This window comes from Micromonospora ureilytica, from assembly GCF_015751765.1.
GTDB lineage: Bacteria > Actinomycetota > Actinomycetes > Mycobacteriales > Micromonosporaceae > Micromonospora > Micromonospora ureilytica.
Map to the genome: position 1 here is coordinate 4,487,378 of NZ_JADOTX010000001.1, position 11,470 is coordinate 4,498,847.

General features: G+C 71.3%; 13 protein-coding genes. 1 reads left to right on the forward strand and 12 read right to left on the reverse strand.

Annotation, left to right across the window (positions count from 1 at the left end):
* Window positions 1-162: 162 nt before the first annotated feature.
* Window positions 163-321, forward strand: a complete 159-nt coding sequence (locus IW248_RS20220) for a hypothetical protein (protein ID WP_167492943.1) — start codon at window positions 163-165, stop codon at window positions 319-321.
* A gap of 92 nt (window positions 322-413) precedes the next feature.
* On the opposite strand, the gene ahcY is transcribed toward IW248_RS20220, so the two are convergent.
* From ahcY to IW248_RS20280, 12 genes are all read right to left on the reverse strand, one after another.
* Window positions 414-1,925 (reverse strand): adenosylhomocysteinase, encoded by a 1,512-nt coding sequence (gene ahcY, locus IW248_RS20225; protein ID WP_196928246.1) that lies wholly within the window; start codon window positions 1,923-1,925, stop codon window positions 414-416.
* A gap of 279 nt (window positions 1,926-2,204) precedes the next feature.
* Entirely contained in the window at window positions 2,205-3,368 is a 1,164-nt protein-coding gene (manA, locus tag IW248_RS20230) for a mannose-6-phosphate isomerase, class I (protein WP_124815565.1), read from the reverse strand.
* 3 nt (window positions 3,369-3,371) lie between these two features.
* Window positions 3,372-4,379, reverse strand: a complete 1,008-nt coding sequence (locus IW248_RS20235) for a cation diffusion facilitator family transporter (RefSeq protein WP_196928247.1) — start codon at window positions 4,377-4,379, stop codon at window positions 3,372-3,374.
* 67 nt (window positions 4,380-4,446) lie between these two features.
* Complete coding sequence (locus tag IW248_RS20240; protein WP_196928248.1) at window positions 4,447-5,646, reverse strand: SIS domain-containing protein; 1,200 nt, start codon at window positions 5,644-5,646, stop codon at window positions 4,447-4,449.
* A complete protein-coding gene (locus IW248_RS20245; protein ID WP_091394023.1) occupies window positions 5,643-5,828 on the reverse strand; it encodes a Trm112 family protein in 186 nt (61 codons plus the stop codon). The genes IW248_RS20240 and IW248_RS20245 overlap by 4 nt, the downstream gene beginning before the upstream one ends.
* Window positions 5,829-5,921: 93 nt before the next feature.
* Window positions 5,922-7,307, reverse strand: a complete 1,386-nt coding sequence (locus IW248_RS20250) for a phosphomannomutase/phosphoglucomutase (RefSeq protein ID WP_196928249.1) — start codon at window positions 7,305-7,307, stop codon at window positions 5,922-5,924.
* A 70-nt stretch (window positions 7,308-7,377) separates the two neighbouring features.
* Window positions 7,378-8,436, reverse strand: a complete 1,059-nt coding sequence (locus tag IW248_RS20255; RefSeq protein WP_196928250.1) for a hypothetical protein — start codon at window positions 8,434-8,436, stop codon at window positions 7,378-7,380.
* A gap of 151 nt (window positions 8,437-8,587) precedes the next feature.
* Entirely contained in the window at window positions 8,588-9,292 is a 705-nt protein-coding gene (locus IW248_RS20260; RefSeq protein ID WP_196930284.1) for an endonuclease V, read from the reverse strand.
* Window positions 9,293-9,666: 374 nt separating this feature from the next.
* Entirely contained in the window at window positions 9,667-9,915 is a 249-nt protein-coding gene (locus IW248_RS20265) for a hypothetical protein (protein WP_196928251.1), read from the reverse strand.
* A gap of 64 nt (window positions 9,916-9,979) precedes the next feature.
* Window positions 9,980-10,636 carry a tetratricopeptide repeat protein gene (locus IW248_RS20270; protein WP_196928252.1) on the reverse strand — a complete coding sequence of 219 codons (657 nt, stop codon included), beginning with the start codon at window positions 10,634-10,636 and terminating at the stop codon, window positions 9,980-9,982.
* A gap of 119 nt (window positions 10,637-10,755) precedes the next feature.
* Window positions 10,756-11,121 (reverse strand): hypothetical protein, encoded by a 366-nt coding sequence (locus IW248_RS20275; protein WP_196928253.1) that lies wholly within the window; start codon window positions 11,119-11,121, stop codon window positions 10,756-10,758.
* A gap of 44 nt (window positions 11,122-11,165) precedes the next feature.
* Window positions 11,166-11,450 (reverse strand): hypothetical protein, encoded by a 285-nt coding sequence (locus IW248_RS20280; protein ID WP_196928254.1) that lies wholly within the window; start codon window positions 11,448-11,450, stop codon window positions 11,166-11,168.
* Window positions 11,451-11,470: the final 20 nt, after the last annotated feature.

The following is an 11,470-nucleotide window of genomic DNA, read 5'->3' on the forward strand; positions in this document are numbered from 1 at the left end:
AGTAGGTTAGGCACGCCTTGGTTGACTTAGGGCAGGCACACCTTCCTCCCTGCTCAGGGCACTCGTCAAGTCGTTCACGACAACCTCACTGGGCCCGTGCCGGGACCGACGACCGCCTCGTCGACGGGCCCGTCTCCGGCCGACTGTGGAAGGATCCCCGCCGTGAGGGGATTCCTGCCGTGGTTGGCGGTGCTGGCCGTGGTGCTGCTGCTCAGCGCGCTACGCCTACGGACGCTGGCCACCGTCGTGTCGGTCGGCTGGCTGGTCTGGTGCGTCTGGACGTGGTTCCGTCCCACCCGGCGCGGCCCCCGCTCGGGCTGAGCCCGCGGCGGAGGCACTGAGCCCGCCGAGCCGGCGGCGGAGACGACGAACCGGGCCGGCTGCGAACAGCCGACCCGGTCCGGAGATGTCGATCAGTAGCGGTAGTGATCCGGCTTGAACGGACCCTCCGTGGAGACGCCGAGGTAGGCGGCCTGCTCCTTGGTCAGCGTGCTCAGCTTTGCGCCGAGCGCGCCGAGGTGCAGCCGGGCCACCTTCTCGTCCAGGTGCTTGGGCAGCACGTAGACGCCGATCGGGTACTCCTCGGTCTTGGTGAAGAGCTCGATCTGGGCGATCGTCTGGTTGGCGAACGAGTTCGACATGACGAAGCTCGGGTGCCCGGTCGCGTTGCCCAGGTTCAGGAGGCGGCCCTCGGAGAGCACGATGATGGCGTGCCCGTCGGCGAAGCGCCACAGGTCGACCTGCGGCTTGATGTTGACCCGCTCGACGTCGGAACGCTTGGCCAGCCCGGCCATGTCGATCTCGTTGTCGAAGTGGCCGATGTTGCCGACGATGGCCTGGTGCTTCATCCGGGCCATGTGCTCGTTGGTGATGACGTCGAAGCAACCGGTGGCGGTGATGAAGATGTCGGCCTGCTCGACCACGTCGTCCAGGGTGGCGACCTGGTAGCCGTCCATCGCGGCCTGCAACGCGCAGATCGGGTCCACCTCGGTCACCACGACCCGGGCGCCCTGGCCGCGCAGCGACTCGGCGCAGCCCTTGCCCACGTCGCCGTAGCCCATGACGACAGCCATCTTGCCGCCGATCAGCACGTCGGTGGCGCGGTTGATGCCGTCGATGAGCGAGTGCCGGCAGCCGTACTTGTTGTCGAACTTGCTCTTGGTCACCGAGTCGTTGACGTTGATGGCCGGGAAGAGCAGGGTGCCCGCCCGGTGCATCTCGTAGAGCCGGTGCACGCCGGTGGTGGTCTCCTCGGTCACGCCCTTGATGCCTGCGGAGATCCGGGTCCAGCGCTGGCCGTCCTCGCCGAGCGAGCGGTGCAGCAGCTCCAGGATGACCGCGTACTCCTCGGAGTCGGCGGACTCGACCGGCGGGACCGCACCGGCCCGCTCGAACTCGGTGCCCTTGTGCACGAGCAGGGTGGCGTCGCCGCCGTCGTCGAGGATCATGTTGGGGCCGGTATTGCCAGCCGAGTCCGCAGGCCACGTCAGAGCCTTTTCGGTGCACCACCAGTACTCCGGCAGGGTCTCACCCTTCCAGGCGTACACCGGAACCCCGGCGGGAGCCTCGGGGGTGCCGTCCGGGCCGACGACGATCGCCGCGGCGGCGTGGTCCTGGGTGGAGAAGATGTTGCAGGACGCCCAGCGCACCTGCGCGCCGAGCGCGACAAGCGTCTCGATCAGAACGGCGGTCTGGATGGTCATGTGCAGCGAGCCGGTGACCCGCGCGCCGGCGAGCGGCTGCGCCTCGGCGAACTCCCGACGGATCGCCATCAGGCCGGGCATCTCGTGCTCGGCGAGTTGGATCTCTTTACGCCCGAATTCGGCGAGCGACAGATCCGCCACCTTGAAGTCGCCGTCGGCGAGCGTGCTCGGCCGGGCCTCGGACGGCCTGCCGCTGGCGGCTGCCGGGAGGGTGCTGGTCATGAAAGCTCCTGTCGAACGATGTCTGCGCCGACCCTCCACCTTACGCGCGTCGGCGACGGGCAGCAGGCACGGTCCGCGGACAGCGCACGGGGCGGCCGGTAATGGGCGGACTTTCCCGCCCACGTCCCGCCCGCCCCGTGCATCCCCCCGGTTTGGTTCCCCCGCACGTTCTCGGACCGTCGTCGCGATAACGCTGCGTACTCATAGAGTCACACTCAGGCAGGGCGACGTCAAGCTATTCCGGGAAAGTCGGACTTGTGTCGTTCTCTCGCTCGGAGATCAGCCCAGCCCGGGCGTCGCCACGAACGCCACACCGGCGCCGTCGATCCGCAGCGGTGCTCCGGACGCCGTGCCGATCGCCGCCTCGCCGGAGGCCAGCGTCAACGCGCCGGCGCCGTCGTCCACGGTGATCGCGCCACCGGCGCAGAGCACCACCCGGGGGCCGGGCAGCGGCAGCGTCACCGAGGGCACCGCCGCGTCGACCCGCACCCGGTGCAGTGCGAAATCGTCCACCGGCACCGGCCACCAGTCCACGCCCGGGCCGACCGGCTGGGCTGCCCGCACCGGATCGTCGAGCACCTCGAAGCGCAGCACCCGCAGCAACTCGTCGACGTCCACCCGCTTCGGGGTCAGACCGCCGCGGAGCACGTTGTCGCTGGCCGCCATGATCTCCACTCCGCAGCCGCTCAGGTAGGCGTGCAGGTTGCCGGCGGGCATCCAGATCGCCTCCCCCGCCTCCAGCCGCAGGTGATGCAACAGCAGCGCGACAAGCGCACCGGGATCCCCCGGGTACGCCTCGGCCAGCCGGCGGGTCAGCTCCGCGTCCGGACCGTCGGCCGGCGCTGCCAGCACGGAAGCCAGCAGGTCGTGACGCTGGGCCACCGGCCAGCCGAGCAGTGTCCGCACCGCCGTCCGCAGCCCTGCCGGCCCGGCCCGCAACGCGGCGACCACAGGCGTCAACGCCGGTACGCCGAACGCGGCGAGCGCCTCGGCCGACTCCGCCGGGTCCCGGAACCCGCACAGCGCCTCGAACGGGGTGAGCGCGACAAGCAGCTCCGGCTTGTGGTGCGGGTCGGAGTAGTTGCGCCGCCCCTCGGGGCGCCCCTCCTCCGCCGCGTAGCCGGCCCGCGCCTGCTCGGCGTCCGGATGCGCCTGCAGGCTCAGCGGAGCGTCGGCCGCGAGCACCTTGAGCAGGAACGGCAGTCGACTACCGAACCGCTCGGACACCCGCTGGCCGAGCCACTGTCCTGGTTCGTCCCGCACCAGCTCACAGAGGCTCACCCGCAGACCGGCGCGATCCACGTGGGCCGGTGCGCCCGGGTGGGCACCCAACCACAGCTCCGCCTCCGGACCCGCGCTCGGCACCGGCCGCCCCTGAAGGAGGGCGATGGCGGAGCGGGAGCCCCAGGCGTAGTCCCGGATCGGCCCGTACAGTGGCTCCACCCGTCAGCCCCCGGGCCGCCCGGTCGCCTCGCCCGACGCGTCCTGCGGCTGCGGCACGGCGGTGTCGGCAGCGGCACCGGTGCCGGCCTCGGCGGCGGCGGCGCTGTAGACGTCCGGCTCCAGATAGATCACCCGGGCGGTGGGCACCGCGGCGCGGATACGCGCCTCGACGGCGTTGATGCCGCGCGCCAGGTCGTGGGCGCTCTCCCACTCCGGGACGGCGATCTTCGCGGCCACCATCAGCTCTTCCGGGCCCAGGTAGAGCGTCTTCATGTGGATGATCCGCTCCACCTCGGGGCCGTCGGTGACGGCCCGCTCGATGGTGGCCAGGTCGGACGGCTCGGCGCCCTCACCGAGCAGCAGGCTCTTCGTCTCGATGGCCAGCACCACGGCGATGACGACAAGCAGGATGCCGATCATCGCGGTGCCGGCGGCGTCCCACCGGCCGTTGCCGGTGATCAGGGTCATGCCGACGCCGAACAGGGCGAACACCAGACCGACCAGGGCGCCGAAGTCCTCCAGCAGCACCACCGGCAGCTCCGGGGCCTTAGCCCGGCGGATGAAACGCACCCAGGACTGGTTGCCCCGAACGTGGTTGGACTCCTTGATGGCGGTCCGGAAGGAGAACGACTCCAAGATGATCGCCGTCACCAGCACCACCACCGGCAACCAGTGCCAGGACTTGATGCCACCCTCGTCATGCCACTTGTGGTACGCCTCGTACAACGCGAACAGGCCACCGATGCTGAACAGCACGATGGACACGATGAACGCGTAGATGTAGCGCTCCCGGCCGTACCCGAAGGGGTGTTCCGGGGTGGCCGCGCGCTTCGCCCGCTTGCCGCCGAGCAGCAGGAGGCCCTGGTTGCCCGAGTCGGCGACCGAGTGGACCGCCTCGGCCAGCATCGACGACGAGCCGGAGAGCAGGAACGCGATGAACTTGGTGACGGCGATGCCGATGTTGGCCAGCAGGGCGGCGACAATCGCCTTCGTCCCACCGTTGGCGCTCATGCCACCGCTCCGCTTCGCCGCACGAAGCCGCCCGCTCCGCGCATGGCGCGCCGCCCCCTACGTTCGTTCACTGGTTCGACAGCTCCTTCATCTCGGTGATGGCCGGGACGGCCATCGGGTCCAACCCGTGTGCCAGAGCAAGGTAGATCGAGGCGAAATCCGGAACGGCGATCAGCGACGCCAGCCGCTCCAGGGCGGAGCCGCCCTCGGCGGTCACCACGTCACACCGCACGCCACGGCGCTCCGCCAGGGTCTGCACCGCGTCCGCGCGGCGCTCCTCGACGGCGAGCGGCTCGTCGGTGTCGTCCTCGGCGTTGAGCCCGCCGTCGCGCAGCAGCACCAGCCGCAGCCGGGTGCCCTCGCCGTCGTCGTCGCCGGCCCGGTCGGCGAAGATGTCCCGCTCGCCCTCGGCCAGGCCGCCGAAGACGCCATCGAGCAGCCCGACGCGACCCCGCCCGGCCTCACCCAGCGCTCCGGTGACCACCGGGTAGCGGGCGTTGGCCGACAGCGTGTCGCCGAACCGGCGGGCCGCCACCGTGGCCAGGGGGGACGAACCCCAGACGATCGGGATCGAGCCGGCCAGACCCAGTGCCAGTGACTTCGCCGGGTTGACGAAGGACTCGGCGGCGGAGCGGCAGCGGTCGGCGTCCGCGTCGAGGCGGGCCGCGGTCTCGGCCAGGTCCGCCTCGTTGACCTTGACGAGCCCGAGGGAACGGGCGGCGAGCAGGACCGGCACGGTGAGCGCCCAGAGGCTGGCCCGGGCCGGGGCACGCCGGGGCACCGGGATGAACGGCGCCCGGGCCTGCTCGGCGATCGACTGCAACTGCGAGTCCGGGGCACCCACGGCGACGAGTCGGGCACCACGCCGGTGGGCCGCCTCGGCGGCGCCGAGGGCCTCCGGGCTACGTCCGGAAGCGCTCACCGCGATCACCACGTCGGCCGCGCCCACCCAACCGGGTACGCCGGCGCTGCGGTGCCCGATGATCGGGACCGGGCAGCGCGGCCCGGCGACAGTGGCCAGCACGTCCCCGGTACGCCCCGCCGTGCCGATGCCGGCGATCACGACGGCTCGGGGCCGCCCGTCGTCGGCGAGCACCGCCAGGTTCGCCTCGGCTGCCAGCGCGGCGCTCTCCCGAACCTGCGCACCTGCCGACGCCGTGTGCCGGAGCATGCCGCCCGGGTCAGCCTCGGCCAACGCCTGCGGGTTGTCGAGCAGGGCCTCGTCGGCGTCACGACGCCCGCTGACCCCGGCCGTACCGTCGATCATGAGGACTGCCCGGGGCCGCCGCGCGCCTCGTCGAGCAGCAGCACCGGCACGTCGTCGCGGACCTCGAAGATCCGGCCGCACTCCGTGCAGGTCAACGTCTGCGCCTCCGCGTCGTAGGTGAGCGGGGCGTGGTGCGTGTCCGGACAGGCAAGGATCTCGAGCAACTGCGGATCCAGGGCCATGGCGCGGCTCCTTCCACGTGTGCGGCTTGACCGGCGGCGGTGCCGACGGGTGTGCGGCTTGACCGGCGGCGGTGCCGACCGGCGCAGGCGATCTTATCGGCGAACGCGGTCGAGCACGTCGTCCCGGAGCGAGACCATCCGATCCCGGGTGGGCGCCTCGACGTTGAGCCGCAGCAGCGGCTCCGTGTTGGAGGCGCGCAGGTTGAACCAGGCGCCGTCGGGGAAACGCAGCGTGAGGCCGTCCATCTCGTCCGCCACCGCGTCGGGGTACGCGGCGCGCACCTCGGCCACCGCGGCCGCCTGGTCGACCACCGTCGAGTTGATCTCACCGGAGGCGATGTAGCGCTCGTAGTCACCGGCGAACACGGACAGCGGCAGCGACTGCTCGCCCAGCGCTGCCAACGTGTGCATCGCCGCGAGCATCCCGGTGTCGGCGAACCAGAAGTCCCGGAAGTAGTAGTGCGCGGAGTGCTCGCCGCCGAAGACGGCGTTGGTACGGGCCATCTCCGCCTTGATGAAGGAGTGCCCGACCCGGGCCACGACCGGCTGCCCACCGTGCTCCCGGATGATCTCCGCGACGGCGCTGGAGGTGATCAGGCCGTGGATCACCGTGGAACCCGGGTGCTTGGCCAGCTCACGGGCGGCGACGAGTGCGGTGATCGCCGACGGTGAGACCGGTTCGCCGCGCTCGTCCACCACGAAGCACCGGTCGGCGTCACCGTCGAAGGCCAACCCGATGTCGGCCCCGTGCTCGACCACCGCGCGCTGGAGGTCGACGAGGTTCGCCGGGTCAAGAGGGTTGGCCTCGTGGTTGGGGAAGCTGCCGTCCAACTCGAAGTAGAGCGGCACGATCTCCAGCGGCAGCGGCGACAGGGCCGCGTCGCCCAGCACTGTCGGAACGGTGAAGCCACCCATGCCGTTGCCGGCGTCCACGACCACCTTCAACGGTCGGATACCCGAGAGGTCGACCAGCTTGCGCAGGTAACCGGCGTAGTCGGGAAGCAGGTCGCGCCGCTCGGCGGGCCGGGTCGGCGCACCGGCGGGACGAGCGTCGCCGGAGTCCAGGAGGGCCTGGGCCCGCTCCCGGATCTCGGCCAGACCGCTCTCCTGACCTATCGGGCGGGCGCCGGAGCGGCACATCTTGATGCCGTTGTACTGCGCGGGGTTGTGGCTGGCGGTGAACATCGCGCCGGGCAGGTCGAGCGAGCCGGACGCGTAGTAGAGCAGGTCGGTGGAGGCGAGGCCGATCTCGATCACCGAGCGGCCCTCGGCGCGTACGCCGGCGGCGAAGGCGGCGGCCAGGCCGGGCGAGGTGGCCCGCATGTCGTACCCGACGACCACCGCGTCGCCCGGCTCGTCGGTGGAGTTGAGCAGTTGGGTGAAGGCGGCTCCCAGTGCCTCGGCGGCCCGTTCGTCCCACTGGTCCGGCACCGTCCCGCGGACGTCGTAGGCCTTCACAATCTGGGACAGATCAGACACGTGTTCCACTCCTCGGCCGCAGGTTAGACACCGATCCTGAGCCTAACGGAGGGGCCGGGTCGTACTCCGCTCAGCCGGGGAGCCGGGGTATGAACACGGTGTGGCCGCCGTCGGTGGGCGGGTCACCGGGCGGCCGACCGTCCGGCCGGCCCGGCATCGGCTGCGTCGCCTCCGGTGCCGGAGCGGGGGTGTCCGGCCGGGCGCCGTAGACCCCGCCGGTGGCGGGACGCGGGGACGGAACCGCACCCCAACCGGCGGCCGGCGGCTGCTGGCCGTACACCTGGCCGGGGCGACCGGGCGCGGCCGGCAACCCACCCCCCGCGCGGTAGGTGGTGCCACCGGGGTTGCCCGGCAGGGCGCCGGGCCCGTCGTCGGACGGCTTCCGGTCCTGCCGCGAGCGACGGAACAGCAGCACGATGAGCAGCAGTCCGACCGCCACCAGCACAATGCCGAAGTACATCACCGGCGATCCCCCTCCGGACGATTCGGCGGCGGTCGCAGTGGTGTTCGGGGCGGCGGAGACGCCGCCCAGCGCCGCCGGGTTCACCGCCTCGTCGACGGTCGCGGCCTCGGTGGGGCTCGGGGAGGGCGTCGGCGACTTCGACCGCGACGGAGTCGGCGACGGAGTCACCCGCGCTCCGGTCAGCCGCGCCGCGTCGGTGGCTTGACCCAGCCTCTGGCCGGCGGCGCTGAGGCCCGCACCCGTGACCACGAGGCGGCCGCCCGGCGCACCCTCCGCGAACGCCACCCGGTAGCGCACCGTGATGCCCTTGCCCTTGCACAGCGTCGGCTTCGACGGCGACGTCTGCGCGGTCGACACGTTGCCGTTGCCGCCGCCGACGGCCACCGGGAACCAGCGCCCGCCCGCGTTGACCTCGACCTTCACCTGGCTCGACTGAAGACCCTCCAGCCTGAAGCCCAGCGCGGTACGCAACAGGACGCACCCGTCGGTGCGCTTGCGCACCGCGACGTTAACCCCCTGCGCGGAACCACCGGCGGCGAAGCTGCTGGCCGCACCCACCCGGACCGAATCCTCGTCGGCCAGCGCCGGCGACGCACCGAGCATCACCAGGCCGCCCGCCAGACCGCAGACCGCCGCGAGCCGTGCCACGCGTCGACGCACTGTCATGATCACCTCGCCGTTCTCCCCGGGTGGGGTCCGCTGGTCAGGCTACTACCGGCCCACTCACCCCATCGGTCATAGAGCGGCCCGGATGTGTGCGGCGTTACGGTTTACGACCCGGCCCGCCGACCTGCGGTTGACCGGACTGACCAGCAGATCAGCCGGCCGAATCGGCCGATCCGTCGGCCTGCTCCGCCGACCGGCCGGCCTGCTCCGCCAACCGGCCCGACTGCTCCGCCTCGGCCAGGGCCTCGCGGCACAGTCGGTCGGCGGTGCGGGTGGTCTCCGGCAGGCGGTAGCGCGGAGTCAACGCGAGCACCTGCGCGGTCGCGTTCTCCAGGCTCATCCGATGACCGACGCTGACGAAGACCGGCTTCACCCCGTCCCGGGTCCGCAACACCCGACCTACGACGTCACCACCGTCGCGCAACGACGACCAGGAACCCCGCTCGGCGGACGGCGGATCCCACGTCCCGACCAGTGGCGTCTTCCCCACCCCGATCGCCGGCAACCCGGTGACCACCCCGAGATGGCACGCGAGCCCGAACCGGCGCGGATGAGCCAACCCGTGCCCGTCGCAGACCAGCAGGTCCGGGATGGTGGTCAGGCGGTCGAGCGCAGCGAGCAACGCGGGCAACTCACGAAAGGCGAACAACCCCGGCACATAGTCGAACGCGGGTCGCCCCACACCGACCGCGGAGTCCACCACCGCCAGGGTCCGGGCATCCAGGACCGTCACGGCCGCCGCCAGAAGTTCACCACCCGCCGCGTACGCGACGTCCAGGCCGGCCACCGTCGCGGGCGCGCTCGGCCCCGGCCCGACCAGGTCCACCAGCGGCCGCAACTCCTCCTGTACGGCCACCGCCTCCGCAACACTGCCCGGCGCGGCGGGTGTGTGCGCCGTGTGCGCCGTGCCCGCCGTCTGCGGCGTGAGCGGCGTGCCCGTCGTCTGCGGCGTGTGCGGCGTGCCCGTCGTCTGCGGCGTGTGCGGCGTGCCCGCCGTCTGCGGCGTGTGCGGCGTGCCCGCCGTCTGCGGCGTGTGCGGCGTGCCCGCCGTCTGCGGCGTGTGCGGCGTGCCCGCCGTCTGCGGCGTGTGCGGCGTGCCCGGCGTGCGCACCGCGTGCGGCGTGTGCGCGGTGCGCACGGCGTGCGCGGCCCGGCATGATCCACTCGGGTTCACGGAAGTCGGGCTATCCCTTTGACCCGGATGCCCCGACTTCAATGAACCGGAGTCGATCACCCTCGACCTGCGGCCTCGGCGCCATCTCCGGCGGCCCTGCCGTCCGGGCCACCCCGGGCAGGGTCACCTTCGGCCCGGCTCCTGATCGCACCCAGGCCCAGCACGAAGGCAATGCTGAGGGCGACGCCGAAGGCGACACCACCCTTTGCCCCGAACACGGGAATGCCGATCGCCAGGCCGACCAGGATGCCAACTGGCCAGGCCCAGAGATAGAACTTGTCGCCCTGCTTGCCGGATCTCGCCATGCGTCGATCTTATTCGGCGCCTCCAGGGCCCACCGATCGCCATTCGCGACACAGCGCCCCATCGTCAGGCAAGCCCCAACTCTCCTCGGGCCTCCTCGACCCACCGGCCAACCCCGCGCGCGCCGCTGTCGGCCGCGAGCCCGGCCGCCTCGTCGAGCAACTCACGGGCACCCTCCCGATCACCGTCGCCCGCCGCCAGATCCGCCAGACCGATCAGATTCGCCGCGACCCCCGCAGTGAAGGACAACTTCCGGCGCAACCGGGTCGACTCCGTCAGCAACTCCCGCGCCCCATCAACACGACCGGCGGCCCGCTCGCCGAAACAGAGGTGCCGCAGCACGTACGACAGCGTCAGCTCATCGCCCACCGCGGTAGCCAACTCGCGCGCCCGGACGAAGGCCGGGCCGGCGGCCGCCTGGTCCTGGCGAATCACCTGGTGGACCGTGCCCACCCAGAAAAGCGACTCGCCCTCACCACGGGCATCACCCAGCTCCCGGTACAGCCCGGCGGCCCGCTCGAAAAGCGGCAACTCCTCCGCGTCCTCCAAGCCGGTATCCAGGAAACGCGCGTGCAGAAGCCGCCCCCGGGCCAACGCCACATCCGCGTCCAGCGCGGTGAGATCCCGCTCCGCCTCGTCCAACGACTTCGCGTCGCCACCGAAGACCGCCTGCTCGTACCGCACCTGCGCCCGTACCAGCCGCGCATCCAGTCCTTCGGCCATCACTGACTGCCCCTTTTCGACCAACCAGAGAACAGGTCGCGGGGCCATTTCGCCCCGCATACTTCACCATCACGTGCACTAGTTACGCGCTACGACGAGGAGGCAACCATGGGAGGTCATCATCGATCTCTGGCCGGATCGGCAGCCCCGAATCGCGCCGGCCGCTCCCCGTCAGAACCGGCAGCACCTTTGACGAGCAGCAGATGAAAAGCCTCCTCATCCGGCAAGCCCGCTAATCCCGTTACCGTCGGGGCGATCTGATCGGCTTCGGCCCGGTCGATATTGTCGTAGCGGTCGACGTTCCGGTAGTCGTTCAAAAAGCGCGTGACCAGGCCCGGATCGTAGGCCCACGATCCGCACCGGTGGTCCCAGAGCAGCGCCTCGCCGTGGCCCGCACCGAGCACAAATAGCCCCGCAGGTATCCGGACATCATCGACCCTGTAGACCACGTAGTAGGTCAGCCGTCGGTCCACCTGATTCGTCACCAATCCCGGGCCTACACCCGAATCGACTACGTCGACTTTGACGCCTACCCGCGACGGGCGATCGAAGCGACCTGCACGTCCGCCGCTTCAACGTCCGCCCGGACGGCAGCCAGTAGATCCTGCACGTCCGAGTCGCCCGGGTCCGCCAGCAGCTCGATGTCGAGGCGCCATCCTCGGCTGTCCACGTCGCGCCAGAGCTCGACGTTCGCAGAAACCCCTGCGATTGTTCGGTTAGCTTCACCAAACAACTCGTCCCAGTCGTCGCTGAGGCGCCCGACCTCACTGAGGCCGAGTACCGCCCGCAGACGGCCCAGCGTGACTCGATCCACGTGTCCATCTAGATCAATTA

Bases quoted from the DNA above. Each gene is read 5' to 3' on its own strand.
- ahcY (WP_196928246.1), bottom strand. From the start codon at position 1,925: ATGACCAGCACCCTCCCGGCAGCCGCCAGCGGCAGGCCGTCCGAGGCC.
- IW248_RS20235 (WP_196928247.1), bottom strand. From the start codon at position 4,379: ATGAGCGCCAACGGTGGGACGAAGGCGATTGTCGCCGCCCTGCTGGCC.
- IW248_RS20240 (WP_196928248.1), bottom strand. From the start codon at position 5,646: ATGATCGACGGTACGGCCGGGGTCAGCGGGCGTCGTGACGCCGACGAG.
- IW248_RS20245 (WP_091394023.1), bottom strand. From the start codon at position 5,828: ATGGCCCTGGATCCGCAGTTGCTCGAGATCCTTGCCTGTCCGGACACG.
- IW248_RS20255 (WP_196928250.1), bottom strand. From the start codon at position 8,436: ATGACAGTGCGTCGACGCGTGGCACGGCTCGCGGCGGTCTGCGGTCTG.
- IW248_RS20265 (WP_196928251.1), bottom strand. From the start codon at position 9,915: ATGGCGAGATCCGGCAAGCAGGGCGACAAGTTCTATCTCTGGGCCTGG.
- IW248_RS20270 (WP_196928252.1), bottom strand. From the start codon at position 10,636: ATGGCCGAAGGACTGGATGCGCGGCTGGTACGGGCGCAGGTGCGGTAC.